At 37.8% G+C, this 17,911-nt stretch carries 21 protein-coding genes; 11 read left to right on the forward strand and 10 right to left on the reverse strand.

Annotated elements, in window-relative coordinates; genetic code table 11:
• Positions 1-266 precede the first annotated feature (266 nt).
• The 4 genes from MCBB_RS01860 to MCBB_RS01875 form a co-directional block, all read right to left on the reverse strand.
• Positions 267-725 (reverse strand): flavodoxin family protein, encoded by a 459-nt coding sequence (locus MCBB_RS01860; RefSeq protein ID WP_071906044.1) that lies wholly within the window; start codon positions 723-725, stop codon positions 267-269.
• A gap of 375 nt (positions 726-1,100) precedes the next feature.
• On the reverse strand, positions 1,101-1,436 hold the full coding sequence (locus MCBB_RS01865; RefSeq protein ID WP_071906046.1) for a NifB/NifX family molybdenum-iron cluster-binding protein: 336 nt from the start codon (positions 1,434-1,436) through the stop codon (positions 1,101-1,103).
• Between the two features lie 259 nt (positions 1,437-1,695).
• Positions 1,696-2,445 (reverse strand): class I SAM-dependent DNA methyltransferase, encoded by a 750-nt coding sequence (locus tag MCBB_RS01870; RefSeq protein WP_071906048.1) that lies wholly within the window; start codon positions 2,443-2,445, stop codon positions 1,696-1,698.
• A gap of 17 nt (positions 2,446-2,462) precedes the next feature.
• Positions 2,463-3,029: a flavodoxin family protein gene (locus MCBB_RS01875; protein ID WP_071906050.1), complete on the reverse strand. Its 567-nt coding sequence runs from the start codon at positions 3,027-3,029 to the stop codon at positions 2,463-2,465.
• Positions 3,030-3,403: 374 nt separating this feature from the next.
• On the opposite strand from MCBB_RS01875, the gene MCBB_RS01880 reads away from it, so the two are divergent.
• The 4 genes from MCBB_RS01880 to MCBB_RS01895 all read left to right on the forward strand — a co-directional run bounded on the left by MCBB_RS01880 (position 3,404) and on the right by MCBB_RS01895 (position 5,200).
• On the forward strand, positions 3,404-3,811 hold the full coding sequence (locus tag MCBB_RS01880; RefSeq protein WP_071906052.1) for a DUF2178 domain-containing protein: 408 nt from the start codon (positions 3,404-3,406) through the stop codon (positions 3,809-3,811).
• Positions 3,812-3,827: 16 nt separating this feature from the next.
• On the forward strand, positions 3,828-4,208 hold the full coding sequence (locus tag MCBB_RS01885; protein ID WP_071906054.1) for a DUF2178 domain-containing protein: 381 nt from the start codon (positions 3,828-3,830) through the stop codon (positions 4,206-4,208).
• A gap of 7 nt (positions 4,209-4,215) precedes the next feature.
• Positions 4,216-4,416, forward strand: a complete 201-nt coding sequence (locus MCBB_RS01890; protein WP_071907954.1) for a helix-turn-helix transcriptional regulator — start codon at positions 4,216-4,218, stop codon at positions 4,414-4,416.
• Positions 4,417-4,513: 97 nt separating this feature from the next.
• Positions 4,514-5,200, forward strand: coding sequence for a CPBP family intramembrane glutamic endopeptidase (locus MCBB_RS01895; RefSeq protein ID WP_071906055.1), 687 nt, complete (start codon positions 4,514-4,516; stop codon positions 5,198-5,200).
• A gap of 260 nt (positions 5,201-5,460) precedes the next feature.
• Here the strand turns inward: MCBB_RS01895 and MCBB_RS01900 are convergent, their stop codons facing one another.
• The 3 genes from MCBB_RS01900 to MCBB_RS12040 form a co-directional block, all read right to left on the reverse strand.
• Positions 5,461-6,165 (reverse strand): DUF116 domain-containing protein, encoded by a 705-nt coding sequence (locus MCBB_RS01900; RefSeq protein ID WP_071906057.1) that lies wholly within the window; start codon positions 6,163-6,165, stop codon positions 5,461-5,463.
• Between the two features lie 180 nt (positions 6,166-6,345).
• Positions 6,346-6,777, reverse strand: a complete 432-nt coding sequence (locus tag MCBB_RS01905; protein ID WP_231916383.1) for a hypothetical protein — start codon at positions 6,775-6,777, stop codon at positions 6,346-6,348.
• Positions 6,778-6,800: 23 nt separating this feature from the next.
• A complete protein-coding gene (locus MCBB_RS12040; protein ID WP_171899069.1) occupies positions 6,801-6,956 on the reverse strand; it encodes a hypothetical protein in 156 nt (51 codons plus the stop codon).
• A 249-nt stretch (positions 6,957-7,205) separates the two neighbouring features.
• On the opposite strand from MCBB_RS12040, the gene MCBB_RS01910 reads away from it, so the two are divergent.
• From MCBB_RS01910 to MCBB_RS01935, 6 genes are all read left to right on the forward strand, one after another.
• The gene (locus MCBB_RS01910) at positions 7,206-9,164 is read left to right on the forward strand and encodes a VWA domain-containing protein (protein WP_231916384.1); all 1,959 of its coding nucleotides are present in this window, start codon (positions 7,206-7,208) and stop codon (positions 9,162-9,164) included.
• A gap of 704 nt (positions 9,165-9,868) precedes the next feature.
• Entirely contained in the window at positions 9,869-10,378 is a 510-nt protein-coding gene (locus MCBB_RS01915; RefSeq protein ID WP_071906063.1) for a DUF367 family protein, read from the forward strand.
• A 2-nt stretch (positions 10,379-10,380) separates the two neighbouring features.
• Positions 10,381-10,527 (forward strand): 50S ribosomal protein L40e, encoded by a 147-nt coding sequence (locus MCBB_RS01920; RefSeq protein WP_048085552.1) that lies wholly within the window; start codon positions 10,381-10,383, stop codon positions 10,525-10,527.
• A gap of 280 nt (positions 10,528-10,807) precedes the next feature.
• Positions 10,808-11,545: a geranylgeranylglyceryl/heptaprenylglyceryl phosphate synthase gene (locus MCBB_RS01925; protein WP_071906065.1), complete on the forward strand. Its 738-nt coding sequence runs from the start codon at positions 10,808-10,810 to the stop codon at positions 11,543-11,545.
• A gap of 304 nt (positions 11,546-11,849) precedes the next feature.
• Positions 11,850-12,530: a DUF169 domain-containing protein gene (locus tag MCBB_RS01930; protein ID WP_071906067.1), complete on the forward strand. Its 681-nt coding sequence runs from the start codon at positions 11,850-11,852 to the stop codon at positions 12,528-12,530.
• Between the two features lie 155 nt (positions 12,531-12,685).
• Positions 12,686-12,889, forward strand: a complete 204-nt coding sequence (locus MCBB_RS01935) for a hypothetical protein (RefSeq protein WP_231916385.1) — start codon at positions 12,686-12,688, stop codon at positions 12,887-12,889.
• Between the two features lie 142 nt (positions 12,890-13,031).
• Here MCBB_RS01935 and MCBB_RS01940 read toward each other — a convergent pair whose 3' ends face one another.
• From MCBB_RS01940 to MCBB_RS01950, 3 genes are all read right to left on the reverse strand, one after another.
• Entirely contained in the window at positions 13,032-13,694 is a 663-nt protein-coding gene (locus MCBB_RS01940; protein WP_071906071.1) for a nucleotidyltransferase family protein, read from the reverse strand.
• Positions 13,695-13,950: 256 nt separating this feature from the next.
• Positions 13,951-15,078 (reverse strand): hypothetical protein, encoded by a 1,128-nt coding sequence (locus tag MCBB_RS01945; RefSeq protein ID WP_231916386.1) that lies wholly within the window; start codon positions 15,076-15,078, stop codon positions 13,951-13,953.
• 250 nt (positions 15,079-15,328) lie between these two features.
• Positions 15,329-16,597 (reverse strand): Mur ligase family protein, encoded by a 1,269-nt coding sequence (locus MCBB_RS01950; RefSeq protein ID WP_071906075.1) that lies wholly within the window; start codon positions 16,595-16,597, stop codon positions 15,329-15,331.
• Between the two features lie 257 nt (positions 16,598-16,854).
• On the opposite strand from MCBB_RS01950, the gene hypD reads away from it, so the two are divergent.
• Positions 16,855-17,901, forward strand: coding sequence for a hydrogenase formation protein HypD (hypD, locus tag MCBB_RS01955; RefSeq protein ID WP_071906077.1), 1,047 nt, complete (start codon positions 16,855-16,857; stop codon positions 17,899-17,901).
• The last annotated feature ends 10 nt before the right edge of the window (positions 17,902-17,911 follow it).

The following is a 17,911-nucleotide window of genomic DNA, read 5'->3' on the forward strand; positions in this document are numbered from 1 at the left end:
CTCAGAGTGAGGCAATGTTAAAATCATAACCTTATCTAATATAATTCACTATAGAAATTGAGAATCATTTATTATAACTCTCATTTATGATTTATAAATATTGTTGAAGATCCAGTCATAATCTGATCTCAACCTACAAAAATAGAAATTTTCACTTTTTTCTTGAACCCGTCATTAAATGCTTGAACCTCATCTTATATAGGTTTTCTGTTAAAAATTGAAATTCAAAAAACTTCAAAAATTTAACTTCACCAATTACAATGAATTCAAAAATTTAAACGTTCTTTAAGTTCATTTGCAAATTCTTTTACCCTTCTAAAATCGTTTTCATCAGGTTTTCCTTTGTTTTTACCACCTATAATCTTCAGGGGCCCCCATGTATCAAAGGCCTTGCATGAAAATTCTCCAACAACCTCAAAGCCCTTTTCTTCCAGTTTTTCCTTGAGTGGAATGTTGTACTTTTCGCTTCCTCTCCCGCTGGTTGTGAAAACAAATGCCTTTACGTTCTTAACATCTGGAAGTTCATCCAGAAATTCTAGAAACTCATTTGCAGGTTTTCCATGATAAATTCCAGATCCAAATCCAATCAAATCATATTCAACCGTGTTGTAACCATCAACATCTTTGTATTCAAATAAATTCCCTTCAAAAGATTCAGAGAACTTTTCTGCAATCTTTAAAGTGTTTCCATGATGTGATGAGTAGTATATAACTGCTGTTTTCATTTTAGCACCTTTAAATTTATTTAATTTTGATTCACATTCTTAAAATTCACATTCTTAAAGTGATGATCCTATTAATCATTAAAAATCCCTGAAGATCAGGATTGATATCCATTCACTACATTGAAAATCGTTAATTTTTATGTTGATTCTAGGTTAAAATAGGTTTTAAAAATTCATATATAAAATGTCTGTTCAAGGGAGCACAAAATTGGTGATGTCTTGTACTTTAAAAATAACATTGAATTCCCGGGATTGAATAATGAGTTTCATAAAAATTTGCAGGAAGGATTGAGTTTTATGGGATTGAATCACGTTAATATCAAATAACCTTCCAACTAATCGAGATATGATTTAATCTCAAAAAAGGGAGGTTATTCAAAATTTAAGGGGCTTACTCAGGAATATCTGATGCTTGCGGAACCTTTCAAGAACTTCTTCAACGGTTCCTTCATCTTCAACAACAGTTTTACCCATTTTTTTGAGTCCGGGTTTGGCATTTATACCGATCTGAGCACATATAACAACATCACAATCTTTCAGCACATCTAAAGATTTTCCCCACTGATGTTTTTCTCCAGGAACCTTTAAAGATTCCCTTATTTCCATAAATTCAAGGTTTTCTTCATCAAAATCGTATATTAAGAACTTCTGTGCCCTACCAAAATGTTCTGCGTATTTTTCATCGTCTGATGCAGCAACAGCTATTCTCATATTTGAACACCCCAATTGAATTTTATTCAGGAATTGATCTAAAATTCATTTTAAATTATTCCGGCCTAATCCGTACTTAATCTACACTTAATCTAAATTTAATCCATAAAATTCAATATATTTTTATTTCAATATATTTTATTCAAGATAATTCATATGATTATGGGTATATAATTATTACAATTATAACTTCATGAATTTACTTTTTTCTAGATTTTCTGTTTTGAATACTAATTGATTTTCAGAGGATTCAAGGAATTTATGGTCTTGTTTGTTTCACACCTACAAAAACTGGTCTTTCTCCTGCCATAATGTCCCATCCTTTTTTGGAGAAATCAGCATAGATACTTGTCTCAAACCCTATTTTTTGCATGATTCCAATGGTTTTCTCTATCTCAAAAACACCCAATTTGTGTTGATCTATATCGAAGTCCAGCTTTCCATTTTCCTTAACAAGGAAGACGAAATTTGCATCGAATAAAGTACCTTGAAGGTGGGATTGACATATCCTTGCAAGTTTCAGGTTTTCTTCAACTACGGTGTCCACACTCACAAGGCCCTCAATCCAGTTCTCCTTGTTCAAACCGAAATCGAATATAACAACTCCTCCTTCTTTCAGGTGGTTGTAAAAATTTTGCAGGGTGTTTTCAAGTTCGCTGTAAGTTGTGTTGTAATGGATGGCTGAGAACATGCAGATAACTGCGTCGAACGTCTCCCCAAGGCCCAGTTCCTTCATATCTCCATGGATGAACCTGGCATTTGACACCTTTTCGCGGGCTATATTCAACATTTCCTTACTTATGTCCACCCCAAGTATCTGGAAATCTCGAGCAAGTATGGATGCATGTGTACCTGTTCCACAGGCAACATCAAGGAGCTTTTTTCCTTCACACTCCCTGTGGTTTTCAATGGCCCATTTAATGAACTCTGCTTCTTTCCTGTAATCCACATTTTCGTAGATCCTATCGTAGTAACCTGCAAACTTTTTGTAGAGTTCTTTTTCACCCAAAAAATCCGCTCCTTTAGTTAGTTTATCTTCTTTATGAGATTTGCAACGTTTTCCCCAAATCTTTTGATGGTTCTGATCCCTTCATCATCATCAAGGGCTTCTCCCTTTTCCAGTCCAAAGACCATGTTCCAGTAGGTTGATCCTGGAATTATCATGTCATTTATGAGGTAGAACATCAGAAGTTCCTGAATCGTGCTTGTATGTCCGCCACGCCTTGCAACTGCAACTGGGCCGCCTACCTTCCATGATAGGAAGTTGTCACTGTTCATTGAAACGTAACCAATACGCTGAAGTGCTGCCATGAGGTCGCCGCGGGCAGTTCCGAAGTAAACTGGGGTGCCAACTATCAAACCCTCTGAATCTCTGATCTTGTCTATGATTTCATTCAGGCCGTCTTCTATCTTGCACTTGTGTATTCTGGCACATCTTCCACATGCCCTGCAGGATTCAATCTTTTCACCCTTCAGATACACAGTTTCAGTTTCCAATCCATTTTCCTCAATCACGTCTGCACAGGCCTCCAGAACCTGGGATGTGTTACCATTTTTACGCGGACTTGCACATATCAAAAGAACCTTTGTCATTTTGACTACCTCCATAAAAAATTCTCATCTTAATCATATCTTGGGGGAGTTTAAATTTTTTATCAAAAACCGTTGATCCATGAAAATTTTATACTCAATGTCTGATTAATTTATCTTTAATCGTATTTTAGGGTTTTTAAGACCGTTAATATTTTTTAAAACTTTTTACAATTTTTTGATTAATTCTATTTTTATTTTATTATGGGGGCTACGTTTTAAGAGTATTTAAAACTAGTTCTGGTAAATAATCCAATTTTCAAGGATTTAACTCGCTATTTTAAATTGTTCCACAAACCTTCTATGTTAATCAACATATACAAATAGTAAAGTTTAAGTAACATTATGTAAAGTATTAGTTACATGAGGTGGAATTTATGAATCTGAAAAAAATTGGAAAAATATTGATGATAGTTTCCCTATTCACAACTGGACTGTGGATAGTTGGCCTTTTAATGGGAAATATAACTCTTATTGGACTGGCTATACTTTTTATGGCTGTAATAATCATTGCAGTATACATCCACAGGGATAAACTGGAAGAAATGTTCAAAATGGGGGAGGGTGTTCGTGAAGATGAAAGAACCCAGCTGATAAATGATAAAGCAGCAAATATGACTCTTGGAGTAGTAATTGCAGTTACAATGTGGATTGCAATAGTTCTGGTTACATTAAGGGCCAGTTTTCCTCAATATACTCAAATAGGTTACACCCTATTTGCGGTGGCTGCTTTCACCCTTGTAATATACGTTGTAGCTTCCACATACTACCGTAGCAAATATTAAGTCGGAGGAATTAAGCATGGACAAAAAAATCTACCAATACTCAAGAATGTTTATAATACTTGTTGTGGCTGCACTGGTTGCAGCAGCAGTCACAGTTGGAAACCTGCTCCTGGCATTCATAACCCTACTTCTGGGTTTTTTAGTATCTTACTTCATCAAGAAAAATGTTTATGAAGTAACTGCAGATGAGAGAACAGCTCTTGTGGCTAACAAAGCTTCAAGGATGGCAATGCTTTCGTTTCTGACCATAATCACAGTTATGGGAATTGGGCTTTTGACACTCAAGAACAGTTTTCCTCAATTCACCCAGGTGGGATTCACCCTTGCAGATGCATCCTGCCTTCTACTCCTCTTATACAGTGGATTCTACATCTACTACAACAAAAAACATGGATAGTGCTAAAATGAAAAATAAACTGAAGGTTTTCAGGGCTATGAACGACATAACCCAGGAAGGACTTGCAGAGAAGCTTGGAGTAACCAGACAAACAATAATAGCAATAGAAAAGGATAAATACGACCCTTCACTGAGTTTAGCCTTTAAAATGGCCAGATTGTTCCAGGTTAAAATAGAGGACATTTTCCTGTACGGGGAGGGGGAGTGATGTGCTTTTCCATGAATGAAACATCGAGAGAATCATTGAAACAAGAAACATATTTCAAGGCTTTAAGTCATGAAGAATTAAACCGCGAGGAATTGAAATGCACGTTTTCAAATCATCCGATGATAAAATAAACTTTTTAAAACTTTTATTGAAGGTATTGTTTGCTCTGATTGTTATACAGGTGCTGAGGGCGAGCTTAATGAGTGTGCTGTGGTTTGGAGTTCCCCACCCACCAAATGATCTGGTAACCTTCCAGATATTCAATGGCCTGAGCTTTATAATGGTTGGAGTGATCCTTCTTTTTTACTTCAAACCATCACTCAAGGAATTAGGCCTTAACTGGGATGATATCAAACCTAAAACCAGAAATCTGTACATATTAGGGGTTTCTCTTCTGATTGCAATGGCTTTGATTCCATACACCTTTGCATGGGAAACCGACGTCCTGGTGCTGGGTATTGTATTCGGACTTTTAACCCCTGCATTTGAAGAATTCCTCTTCAGGGGTTACATCTGGAATAGTATTCAGGGTTCTGTGGAAATGGTGAACCCCCAGATTATCACATGGTTGGCAGTCACCATACTCTTCAGCGTATGGCACATTGGGTACCTAGATGTCTTTTTGATTCATCCAATGGGCTTGACCAATCTACCAATGATATTAGTGTCTAAAATGGCAATTGGATTAATATTAGGGGCCATAGTTGGTTTCTTACGTATGAAAACAGGTAAGACATATGCATCATTCCTTTTCCATGGATTTTGGAATGTGTTCGCCCCTTAAATTACTTTTTTTAGCTTATTTTTTTATAAGTCATATCTACTCATCATATCTACTCGTAAAAAACCCATCTATCCATAAAAAATTTATTCATAAAAAAAAATTTTGAAACGATAAAATAAGAAATAATTAGTGTAAATATGATTATTATATTAAAAAAAAACCGTTTTTTTAAGTTTTGATAAGATAAATGAGACTTTGATGAAAAAAAGTAATGAATGTGTTAAAGAAATGTTATTGGGCGCGTAATCAAGTTAGTAAAATTAAAGTGATTTCCTACTTGGATTCTTGCTGCAGGGGCTTCCCTCTGAGAGTTTTTCAGACCCACTTTTAATCTCTGCGCCCATCTTTGCAAGAACAGCTTTAACATCCACTTTGGTGTTGACACAGCCGTCCCTTAGAAGTGGAACTCCCTGACAGTGGAACTTCGAAAGCTGCATCATGGAGAGGTTCAGATCCTGGTAACAGGCAACGCCCACGAATGCCTTGAAATCGTTCTTCTTAACGATGTTCTTTAAAAACGTTGATCCTGGGATTATGTAAACTCCATAGCCTATTTCTTCGGCTTTTTTCTTGAGAACACCTATAACGCAGCGGTTGCAGTTTTGACAGATCAATCCAGACTCTCCGAGTTTGGCCTCACAGTCCTGACTTCTGAGGCAGTGTGGAAGTACGAGGATCTTCTCCTCGGGTTTGATCTTCTGGAATATTCTTTCGTTCAATTTGTTCCTAACTTCTATACCTATCTGATCCACGATCTTGGCATCGACACCAACGATTTCAGCGAACCGTTTGAATATGCCATAGAACATGTCTATGGTGAAAAGGAGCAGTCTTGGGAAGACTAACTTGTTTTCCTTAATCAGAAGTTTTCCAAGAACGAGTGTAACCGAGAGCAGAACCAGTATCAAGATTCCGAGAATGAAAACTATCTGCCCAAATATCTGGTAAAATTCATACATTGCCATGGTACCATTTCATCTATTTTACTATAAATATAAAGGTGTTTGAAAATGAATTCAATGAAGTATCCATATTTTTTTCAAAGTTTTAAATTAGTTTTTTTTAAATTTTACAATTTTTTAAGATTTAACATATGTTAAAAATAGTTTTAAGTGCTTTGTAGGTTTAAATGTGTTGTTTTATACTCAATGGGAATTATCTTCAACTTTAAACGTGAATCTCGTGAAATCCCCCTCAACCTCCACACCCTCATCCACTCCAGTTATTTTAACACCTGAAAGATCGTTGCATGCACAGAGAATGTCCTGTTCTGGATGAGTACCTGCCTGTACGTTGCAGTCAAGGCGCACATGATCTCCACAGGCAACAACCAGTGGCAGTCTCTTTGAGGTGGGATGTCCCTTGGGTAGAACGATGATGGGTGAACCAAATTCCTTAAGAAGGAAAATCATGGATTTAATCCCTTTTTCAGCCTTTTTACCTTTTTCAAATGCAGAAACAGCTATTAAATCTCCGGGTTCCATGAACAGCACAATTTCCTCTGATTCTGGAGTTCCTATGAATATCTGCATATCTCTGGATATTTTAACTACTCCAAGCTCTCCTGAGCTTCCCATTAAAAAAAGAATTTCGTTAGAATTTAATTCAATTCTTCTACGTTCTCTGACTGACATGATGGACATATTACCCTTCTTCCAATACCTTTAAAGCTATTTCCACAATCAAGGCATTTATACCTTTTTGTTTTGAGCTTTTTCAGTTTGATGTCAGCCATTGGCCCTCCAACAGTGCACATTTATATCACCAATTATTTTTTTGTCTGCACTTTTATTTACCTTTTTGTATTTTTTTATTCAAGATTCCCCTTACAGCTGTAATGGTTTTGGAGAACCCTTGAAGTAATACTATTTCCATTTTTTATCCATTAAGCTATCCCTAAATTAATACAAAAAATTGAATCATATTATATCCTATGCAACCCATATAATATCAAGATTTAATTAACTTAAAATAAAAGGAAAATATAAAAATTCTTTACTAAGCGGTGAGACCATTGAAAAACTTTATTTTCCCATTTTCAGCAATTGTCGGTCAGGAAAATGTTAAAAAAGCCTTAATACTCAATGCCATAAATCCAAGTATCGGTGGAGTACTCATAAAGGGGGACAAGGGAACAGGTAAAACAACGGCAGTAAGAGCCCTAGCAGACCTTCTACCCTCTCTTAAGGTCGTGAAGGGATGTCCATTTAACTGCGACCCTGAGGATCCAGATTCCCTCTGTGAATCCTGCAGATCCGGGGACTTCGAGGTTGAAGAGAAAAAAATGCGTGTGGTTGAGTTACCCCTTGGATCAACGGAGGACAGGGTTGTTGGATCCATAAACATAGAAAAAGCACTTAAAGAAGGATCAAAGGCCCTAGAACCTGGAATCCTTGCAGATGCAAACAGGAACATCCTCTACGTTGATGAAATAAACCTCCTGGACGACAACCTGGTTGATGTGCTCCTTGATGCAGCGGCCTACGGTGTAAACATAGTTGAAAGGGAGGGAATATCCATAGCCCATCCCTCCAGGTTTATACTGGTTGGAACAATGAACCCTGCTGAGGGAGAACTCAGACCTCAGCTTTCCGACAGGATAGGTCTTCACATATCGGTCCACAGTATAATGGACCTTGAAAAGCGCGTCAAGATAATGGAAAGACGGGAAGAATTTGAAAGGGACCCTGCAGCCTTCAGGGACAAATTTCAGGAAAAACAGAGGGAAGTACTGGATTCGATAGTAACCGCCAGGAAGTTACTGGGTAACGTAAAGATTTCAAAGGATCTCATGAAGGTTATAGCCCACATCTGTATGGATATGGGTGTTGATGGACACCGGGCGGATATAGCAATACTTAAAACAGCAAAGACAGTTGCAGCCTATCAGAACATGGATGAAGTGAATCAGGAACATGTTGAGGAAGCTGCACTCCTTGTTCTTGGGGAAAGATTCCACAAATCCTCACAGGGACCTGAAAAGATAAAGGAAAAGGTTCAAAAGGCAGTTTCAGATATCTCTGAGGACAAGAAGCAGGAAACTGGCCAAAATCAGCAGAACTCCTCAGAGGGTAAAAAAAGGGGTATGAAACTCAAAAGCCTTGAGAAAGAGGATGAAAAGGTTGAAGCTGATGAAGAGGGGGCTGATCTAAAAAAATTGCTGAAGATGAAGGGGAAAAAGAAAAGGAGGCTTTACGGTAAGCGGGTTGATTCAAAGACCCAGAAAGGAAAGTACGTAAAGAGCAAGCTTCCGAAGGATGCTGCAGGGGACATTGCCATAGATGCAACCTTGAGGGCTGCAGCACTGAAATCCTCAGGTGACAGACCAAAGGGGACAATGGGTGCATTGAAGGTTGAAAGTGATGATCTGAGGCACAAGGTTCGAAAACATGGTGCAAGGGCATCCATAGTTCTTGTTGTGGATATCAGCGGATCCATGTTCACAGAAAGGAAGGCCAACAGGATTAAAGGAATCCTGAACAGGGTTATAGAGGATGCCAATCGTCACCACGACAAGATAAGCGTTGTGGGATTCAAGGGGGAAGATGCAGAGATCATAATTCCAACAACGCGAAGGGCAGGTTCTTTCAAGGAACAAATTGATGCTATAACCGTTGGTGGGACAACCCCCCTTGCATCTGGCCTTGAGAAGGGATTTGAAATCCTAAAGAAGGAGAAGACAAGGGATGAGTACGTTCCTATGATGCTCGTCATGACCGATGGTATGCCCAACGTTGCAATTGAGGAAGGGCCAACCAAAGATGCCCTCAACATTGCAGGTGCCCTCAAGGAGAACGAAATCCACACCATAGTCATCAACTTTGAAAGATCGGTTAAGTACGGCAGGAACATGAACATGGAACTGGCACTGGCATCTGGAGGCCGCTACTACGACCTGGAAGAACTAAGAAATCCTGAGGATGTTGTTCCAGAGATACTCCGTAATGAGAGAAGGGAACTTTAGAATTGGAATTTATTTTTCAGGAGTCTCTTTAAGTTAAATTCTTTATATGAATTTAAAAAAGAATTTTTAATCATGATAACAAGTGTTTTTTTTTATTGTCCTAAAAAATACTAAATCCAATTATATATAAAAGATTTCAGGTTATTTATTTCAAAAAATACGTGTTTTATAGAAGAATAAAAAAATTATTTATCAAAACGTAAAATCAAAAACCTCCAATTTTTGACAGAGCCTTTTATCATAAAAATACATGGGCCTATAAATAAACAAATTCCTTAACTAGGAACCATGAGAATGGATTCAACAAAGCAACCAGTATAGATATTATTCCCGAATGTTTATATTGGTTAAGTTATGAAGATGAGTTAAAAAAAAGTTATGAGTAATATGTGAAAACTTCCATGAGAAATATTAGGGGAGATACGTTAATTGCAACGGAGAACAATCGGAACTGTGTGATATTGTCTCTGAGATGAAGAAAGAGTTCCCCTGCAGGATTTTTAAAATAAGATTAAACATTATGATTCTTGTCAAACATCAAGTTGAACTTTTTATTTACTAAGAATCAATAAAAAAAATATTTTTATACCTATGATCGTTAAATTTAATAGTTGATTTAACAGAGAGATATAAATCTACAGTTAAATTATTTTTATGATGAAATTTTTGTCAAGATAAATCCATGAATTAAACCACTGATTGAAATGAAAGTCACAGTATACCATGCAGACGAGTGCGACCCTCGAAAGTGCACAACAGTCAAACTCCAGAGGCAGGGCAAGATAAGGGTGGTAACCCATCTGAACCTGCTCCCCCGGAAGGGACTTGTTCTTGACCCATTTGCAGAGAAGGCGGTGTCACCAGAGGACAGGGAGATCGTTGAGAAAATTGGTATTGTGGGGCTTGATTGTTCGTGGAACCAGATAAAAAAATCTTCTGTAATGTTCAAAGGCAGGAAGTATCATCGTTTACTCCCATTTCTTGTTGCAGCCAATCCCACCAACTATGGGAAGCCATGCAAACTTTCAACTGCAGAGGCCATAGCAGCAACTTTTTATATAGTGGGACTTAAAGATAATGCTGTTGAAATCATGTCCCAGTTCAAGTGGGGACCTACTTTTCTAGAGCTCAACCATGAGCTTTTAGAGGCATATTCCAGTGCTAAAACAAGCATGGAAGTTGTTCAGATTCAAAATGAATTCATAGGAGGCTAAACATGGCTAGATTTGAAGAAGCAGAGAACAGAATCTTCAAGATAAAGATTTGTCTTAAATGTAACGCAAGAAACCCACCAACCGCAAAAACATGCAGGAAATGCGGTTACAAAGGTTTAAGATACAAGGCAAAAGAACCAAGAGGCTGATTAAGCCCTTTTTAATTTAACGGGGAGGGTTTTAACCCTCATGTTAAATTATCAATGAAATTGATTTGAATAAAAAAATTATTTCAAATAAATAATTTTAATTTATTTACCTTAAGTTCAAACAAATCATTATAATGCTTTAAATAAATTCTTTTATCTCATTTACATGCTTTTTGATGGATTTATAAGTAAAAGTATCTTTAAAAAGAGATTTTCTCTGTAAATTATCCATGAACAGTTAAAGTATCATCATAATATTTATCATAATGGGTGGATTCAAATGAATGTTGAAGATTACCTTAAAGAGTCATTGAAGGATCATAAGCTGCATCTGACCCTCCTGGATCCTGAGGAGCAAAGTCCTGAAAAGGCTGTTGAAATAGCCTTAGAAGCGGTTGCAGGTGGAACAGATGCTATAATGCTTGGAGGTTCAACAACCAACTCAAACGAGCTGGATGCAACTGCCAAGGCACTTAAAGAAAACATAGATGTCCCTGTGATACTGTTTCCAGGAAACATAACCGGTGTGAGCAGATACGCAGATGCAATTTTATTCATGAGCCTGTTGAACTCAACTAATCCCTACTGGATAACTGGAGCTCAGGCACTGGGTGCTCCAACCATTAAGAAAATGGGCATCGAAACCATACCCATGGGCTACCTGGTTGTGGAGCCTGGTGGAACAGTGGGATGGGTTGGAGATGCCAAACCAGTACCTCGAGGTAAACCAGACCTTGCAGCAGCCTATGCAATAGCAGCAGAGTTTATGGGCATGAAAATACTCTACCTCGAAGCTGGATCCGGTGCAGAGTACCATGTTTCACCTGAAATGATCGCTGCAGTTAAAAAATCCTCAGACATCATGCTGATAGTTGGCGGAGGAATCAGAAGCGGTGAAGAAGCAGGGGAAGTTGCAGCAGCAGGTGCAGATATAGTGGTAACTGGAACAGTGGTTGAAGACACATCCAACGTCCATGAAAAAATATCAGAACTCGTAAATGGCATAAGATCCGCCTGAGATATGGATAATACTATTTTTACAGTTCTATCCATACATACTTTTATTTTACAGTTCTTTGATAAGTTATTGGTTAAAAATAATTTATTTACCACATTTTAATTAAAATAACTATTAAAAATAACTATCTAAGCCTTTTTTTAATTATTTTTCAATTTTATCAATGATTAACTTATTAAATGGTATTTAATGTCTAAGAATCTCTTTTAATCTCTTCAGGAACAGTTTTAGTTAACGTCGTTAATCAGAAAGATAAATAAAAACTTATATCTCGTACCTACATAGATCATCTGAGGTGAAATTTATGGCAAGTTGTGATGTTGATGGATACAAGGAACTTTCCCAAAAAATAAAGGACAAATTAGGGCTAGAAAAATCTCCAGTTGCAGTTAAACTTGTTCTAAAGGAAGAAGATATTCCTGAAGGCATTCCAAAGATAGATGAAACCATCAGGCACTGTGAAATGGTTCAAAAAGCTGCTCAAGGTGCAACCTTCTATGCAACAGTGGCCGAACAGAAGTGCAAAGGTGGGGCATCAGCAATAGGCCTTATGGAAGCTCCAGAAAAGGTTAAAACAGGTGAGATGTATCACTCCCTGAAAAGGTTCTCAAGCCTTGGCTCAGCCAAGAGAACAATGGATGCTATACCAAAAATTGACCCGATAATGCGAGCAATAGCATATGCACCACTTGAAACCACACCCTTCGACCCTGATGTTGTTGTGATAATTGCAAATCCAAAACAGGCAATGGAAATGGCTCAGGCAATGGTTTACACCCTTGGGGGTCGTGTTGAGGCAGACTTCGCAGGAATACAGTCCCTATGTGCAGACGCAGTTGCAGGCCCTTACACACGTAAAAGACCAAACATAACCCTAGGATGCAGTGGCTCAAGGGGCTACGCAGATATCAAGCCTGATGAGGTTATAGTGGGAATGAACGGTGAAAATATAGGCTGTTTCGTTAATGCATTGGATGCCTTATAATTGCTCTTAATCATTTTTATTCCTTTTTTTATCAGTAATTTTTTTTATCTGTAGTCAATTTTCATGGCCCTATTGTAACTCTTATGATTTTTTTTGCTTCAGAATATTGTAATAGGAATGAAGTACAATATATGATCAAAAGTGGGGTGAAGGATGTGTCAGATGAAACAGCAGTCTATGGAATATTGGAAGATGTGAAGGATCTAACACAGAAAATAAGAGATTATGAAGGAGAAGCAGACCAGGAACTGGTTATAAATTGGGTTTATGACACCTTAAAATTGGTTGAAAAACTTGGAAAGGTCATGGAAGAGTTTGAAGAAAAATTTGAACTTTTAGAAGAGAGTTTGGAGAAATAGATTTTTTGAGAAATTTCCAAACACAAAGTCACCAACACACCAAACACAAATTCATAGTACACATGATTCAACAAAGCTTATTTTGAACTGTTTTAGCTTTGGCTCTAAAGGTTTATAGGTTGATCAAAGTGATATATTTTGTTTATTTATCTATATTTTCCAAAACAAGTAGATAATCATCCCAACGGTTTATGTTAACAAGTTCCAGTTCGTTCCGAGCAGGAACACCGTAGAAAACCACTCCCTCTCCAATCATATCCTGGAGGATGGGGTTCAGATTATCCTCACGTCCTGGAAGGTAACTCTTCAAAAGATGGGTGTGGCATACGAAGGGCATTCCAAGTCCCTTTGCACTATCGAGGAAACCAGTTTCATGTCTTGCCATGATTGAAAGGATGTTTTCAGGTTCAGAATATTCTGAAGCCATTTTTATAAGGGTTTTGAATGTTTCTGTTGTTATAGTGGGCTGATCTGCAGCCACACACAGACACAAACCTGGTTGGAGATTATTAGCCCCGTATAAAACTGTTTCAGAAAGTTCAACATTTACATCAGGGTTTTCAACAACTTTGACCCTTTCATCATTGAAATCCTCAATAACCCCAATTATTTTACTGCTGAAATGCCCGAGAACAACCACAACTTCTTCCACACCAGAATTTAAAACATTTTCAAGGGTACGTATTATGACAGGCTTTCCATGAATGTCTAAAAGGAGCTTATGCTTCACTTCAATACCTTTTGATTTCTGATCCGCTATCATACGCCTGTTTTTTCCTGCTGCTGTTACTATAGCTGAAACCATTTGAATCACCTGTATCCCACGTAATTAATTTGAGGGTGCAACTTGTTGAAACAATTTTTTTAAAATCAATTTAATATTATTTAATCTTCTTTTTCTTTATAAGAACTTTTCATTCCTCTAAAATTCCTAAGAAATGAAACTTTTAAAACTGAAGATATTATCTTAATCATATTTTTAATCAAATAATTTTTAATAGAATAAACTAACTTAAAATTTTTCTTAAAAATAAAAAAGGAAAAAGGTGATGTATCTTGGTTTAGGTCAATGCAATTGCCTTTGTATATATATGCAGGCTAGCGCCACTTCCAGTTGTCCACATCACAATTTTAACTGGATAATCATTGGTGTTGTTGAGTAGTATGCCTGCACTGGGTTCGAATCCATATAAAACTGCATATTCGCCTGTTGACATTCCTACCGGGAGTGGAAATCCATCGGACATAACTGCACTTCGTAGTGATCTTGCAGCTGGACAAACTCCGTGGGTTGCACTGTCGTCGGGAGCATGCGGGTCACTGATTCCCTGAAATCCAACAGTTTCCTTTCCATGTGAAGTTGTGTGTGGTGGGATTATGGTGTTGTTCCAGCCCTTCACAAACTGCATGGCATTGTAAGCTCTGGCAGCGGTACTGTAATTTGTATAAGATCCCAGAACCTCAGCTCCTGTTCCAACAACCGTTTGTGTTGTGGATTTGGCGTAAACCATTACAGGAGAGCCTGAAGGATAATTCTCCATGTAATTTAAAACATCCTCTCCAAAGAATGTTTTTATCTCCTCGGGAGCAACCGAATTTCGGTTATCGTTGAAATTGGACAGTCCATAGTCTAGTGCTATTTTGGCCCCGTTATTTGCTTTGTTGTACCATTTTTTAAGTGTTTTAACTGTAACGTATTTGTGAGGAACTGTGCTGTTACTTATGTCCGTGTAGGGTACTGTTTTAATTGTTGTTCCATTTTCCCGGATTTCAAGCCCGTTATTTGTCTTAACGCCGTAGGTGTAAGCTTTTTTGAATCCCCATACAAATGTACCTGGAGAACTTACAGAAAGTTTATCTCCATTTACAACGAGTATTCCCGGTCCTTCAAATCCCTGAGCAGTTCCCTGAGATGATATATGGTCTCCAGTTAACTCATCTATGGGTGTTTCAACGGCACCGGTCATCAAGGCAGTGAAAAGATCAGAAAAACGTTCTTCTTGGATATCTTTAATCAAGTAGTCTGGATGGTAGGTTAAGGGTACTTTACGTAGCTTACCTTCATCCACAACATCCATTCCAGTTATAACTGTATCCCCAATATTTAAAGCAGCAATTTCTGTAGCGTTTTGTTGTGGATAATAACTATCTAAAGAGCCACCAACAGGATTCATCGCAATTGCTAACACTATCAATATTAATAGGATAATTATTGGTTTTAAGCGGCGGTACAATAATTCAATCCTCCTTTTGAGTTCTAATAGAAATTTATTATTTCTCTATATAGTAGATCATCACACTATAAATACCCATAATATGAGTGTCGGCGAAATTGATCATACGAAGTTGCAGGATCAATTCACATGAAACTGTAAAAGAGACTTCAAATCATTCATTCCATCAAAAAAATAATAAAATTCATTTAAAAAATTAATTTAATCAATCTTTGTCTTTAGAATGTGGATACAATTTTTTCTGTATCTCTGTGATCTTATCCTGGCCGTTTCCACCGATGAATATGCTGATACCGGGTTCTACCTTTGTAAGTTTCAATGTAAAATCAACAACTTCAGAAACATCTTCAAGAATCTTTACCTCTCCAGAGTAACCTGTATTTTTAAGGATCTTCAAAGCAGCATCCACAGTATCATCAAGTCCTGGAAACAGTGCTAAAACACTTGGATTTGCCTTTGAAACCTTTCTCAATGTATCAAATCTACATAACTCTCCCTTCCTGGGGGTTCCAATCATAACCACATCAAAATGAGTCTCCGTGAGCACAGCAGATGTTGCATCTGCATTGTCGGTTTTTCCTATGAGCACCCTGGAACCATGAACCTCCAGGAGTTTGGTTCTTCCTTCAACACCCTTAAAATCTCCAAGTGCCGTAGTGATATCATCAGATGTTGCACCCAAAATCTTTCCTATTTCTGATGCAGCCCCTGCATTCTGTCTGTTGAACTTACCAAAGACATTCAACTTTCCAGCATACTCCTCAAAAAACAGGGTTTCATCTGCACAATCACCCAAATTTCTCAGGTTAACATCGTATCCATTTAAAACCGCTTTTTTATCCTTTAAGAATCTGCAAACTGATTCACAGTAGTTCTCAAGGGATACATGGAAGTCCATGTGGTCGGTTCCAACGTTGGTGACCACCACAACATCCAAGTTGAAGGTTGCCCTTGAAAAATCAAGGGTCATGTCACAGACCTCAACCACCATGACATCATATTTTTGTTCTGTTTTTCCAAGTTCAGCTTCAAGTATGAGCTGGGTGTAACCCTGAAATCCTCCACCTGCGTTACCTCCAACAAGAACCTTCAAACCTTTTTTTTCGAGTATTTCCTTTATCATGAAACAGGTTGTGGTTTTACCGTTTGTACCTGTAACACCCACTGTGAATATGGATTCATGTTTCTTGAAAACATCTGAGAGAAGTTTTTTCTGGGATCTGATTTTCTCTGCCATTTTAAGGTTCCAGAGACCCGGGCTGATGACAACGGCATCTGATGAATGGATCTTATCAAGATCGTGATGTCCCAGATCGATATCAAGGCCTTTATCAGGATATTCGATGTAATCATCAAAAGTAGTTAGATCAATATTCTCATTTATATCTGAGGCGTAAACATGACATCCATAATTTAAAAGGGATTTTACGGCATTTTCTCCCTCTTTACCAAGACCAATAACAGATACCTTCATTTTTATATTATCCTTTTTATTTTTTAAATAGAAGTAGCAATTACGATTTATGATTATATAAATAGTTGGAAGTTCTTTAAAATTATTTCCTTTTCTGAAGTCTTCTTAAAAAATTTTCTTAAAAAATTATAGAACTTTTTCCTCATGCTTATTTTTATGTATCTGTTTCTACAATAGATATTACAAGAATTAAACTCAAAATTCTTAGGTCTGATAAAGGTATAATTCAGGAAATCAAAAGTTATCAAGGTGTCTTAATGAAGAATTTGTCCAGAGAAATAGTAAAACGCATAGAAAACATTTCAAGACCCGTTAAAATAATGCATGTTTGCGGATCACATGAACACACCATAATGCAGCATGGAATAAGGTCACTTCTCCCAAAGGAAGTTGAGATAGTTGCAGGACCTGGATGTCCAGTCTGCTGTGTCCCTGCAAGGGAAGTTGAGGAGTGTCTATACCTTGCAAGGCAGGGAGTTACAATAGCAACCTTTGGGGACATGTTACGGGTTCCAGGAGTAACAGGTTCACTCATGGATGCAAAGGCAGAGGGTGCAGATGTTAGGATAGTTTACGGTGTAAACAACGCAGTTGAAATAGCTGAAAAGATAGACAATGAGGTTGTTTTCATGGCTGCAGGATTTGAAACCACCGCCCCAACAACAGCAGCTGAGATTGTTTCGGAACCTCCAGAAAACCTCTCATTTCTGTCATGTCACAGGATGATACCACCGGCACTCAAGTTTCTAATTGAATCTGGTGAGGTGAACCTCAACGCACTCATAGAGCCTGGACATGTGTCAACCATCATTGGAACAGAACCATACAACCTTTTCTCTGAAAAATACAACATTCCTCAGGTCGTTGCAGGTTTCAACCCACTGGATGTTCTCATGTCAGTTTACATGATACTCAAACAGTTCAAAGATGGAAAGGCAGAGGTTCAGAATGAATACAAACGTGCAGTCCGGGAGGAAGGTAATGTTAAGGCCCAGGAACTCCTTGAAGAAGTTTTCTACGTCACAAGCAGGGAGTGGAGGGGTTTCCCTACCATACCAGATTCTGTCTACGAGATCAAGGATGAGTTTTCCCAGTTCAATGCAAGGGAAAAATTTGACATAGAAGTTGAGGAAGTACAGGACGTTGTTAAAGGTTGTATTTGTGGCCCAATACTCAGGGGAATTGCAAGACCTGAGCAGTGCAAACTATTCAGGAAGGAATGCAATCCCATGAATCCTGTAGGGGCTTGTATGGTGAGTAAAGAGGGAACCTGTAACATTGCATACAGGTACGGTTCAATGTAATTTGATAAAT

It is taken from the genome of Methanobacterium congolense (assembly GCF_900095295.1).
In the GTDB taxonomy this organism is placed as follows: domain Archaea; phylum Methanobacteriota; class Methanobacteria; order Methanobacteriales; family Methanobacteriaceae; genus Methanobacterium_C; species Methanobacterium_C congolense.

Bases quoted from the DNA above. Each gene is read 5' to 3' on its own strand.
- MCBB_RS01860 (WP_071906044.1), bottom strand. From the start codon at position 725: ATGAAAACAGCAGTTATATACTACTCATCACATCATGGAAACACTTTA.
- MCBB_RS01865 (WP_071906046.1), bottom strand. From the start codon at position 1,436: ATGAGAATAGCTGTTGCTGCATCAGACGATGAAAAATACGCAGAACAT.
- MCBB_RS01875 (WP_071906050.1), bottom strand. From the start codon at position 3,029: ATGACAAAGGTTCTTTTGATATGTGCAAGTCCGCGTAAAAATGGTAAC.
- MCBB_RS01880 (WP_071906052.1), top strand. From the start codon at position 3,404: ATGAATCTGAAAAAAATTGGAAAAATATTGATGATAGTTTCCCTATTC.
- MCBB_RS01885 (WP_071906054.1), top strand. From the start codon at position 3,828: ATGGACAAAAAAATCTACCAATACTCAAGAATGTTTATAATACTTGTT.
- MCBB_RS01890 (WP_071907954.1), top strand. From the start codon at position 4,216: ATGAAAAATAAACTGAAGGTTTTCAGGGCTATGAACGACATAACCCAG.
- MCBB_RS01895 (WP_071906055.1), top strand. From the start codon at position 4,514: ATGCACGTTTTCAAATCATCCGATGATAAAATAAACTTTTTAAAACTT.
- MCBB_RS01900 (WP_071906057.1), bottom strand. From the start codon at position 6,165: ATGGCAATGTATGAATTTTACCAGATATTTGGGCAGATAGTTTTCATT.
- MCBB_RS01905 (WP_231916383.1), bottom strand. From the start codon at position 6,777: ATGGGAAGCTCAGGAGAGCTTGGAGTAGTTAAAATATCCAGAGATATG.
- MCBB_RS12040 (WP_171899069.1), bottom strand. From the start codon at position 6,956: ATGTGCACTGTTGGAGGGCCAATGGCTGACATCAAACTGAAAAAGCTC.
- MCBB_RS01915 (WP_071906063.1), top strand. From the start codon at position 9,869: ATGAAAGTCACAGTATACCATGCAGACGAGTGCGACCCTCGAAAGTGC.
- MCBB_RS01920 (WP_048085552.1), top strand. From the start codon at position 10,381: ATGGCTAGATTTGAAGAAGCAGAGAACAGAATCTTCAAGATAAAGATT.
- MCBB_RS01925 (WP_071906065.1), top strand. From the start codon at position 10,808: ATGAATGTTGAAGATTACCTTAAAGAGTCATTGAAGGATCATAAGCTG.
- MCBB_RS01930 (WP_071906067.1), top strand. From the start codon at position 11,850: ATGGCAAGTTGTGATGTTGATGGATACAAGGAACTTTCCCAAAAAATA.
- MCBB_RS01940 (WP_071906071.1), bottom strand. From the start codon at position 13,694: ATGGTTTCAGCTATAGTAACAGCAGCAGGAAAAAACAGGCGTATGATA.
- MCBB_RS01950 (WP_071906075.1), bottom strand. From the start codon at position 16,597: ATGAAGGTATCTGTTATTGGTCTTGGTAAAGAGGGAGAAAATGCCGTA.
- hypD (WP_071906077.1), top strand. From the start codon at position 16,855: ATGAAGAATTTGTCCAGAGAAATAGTAAAACGCATAGAAAACATTTCA.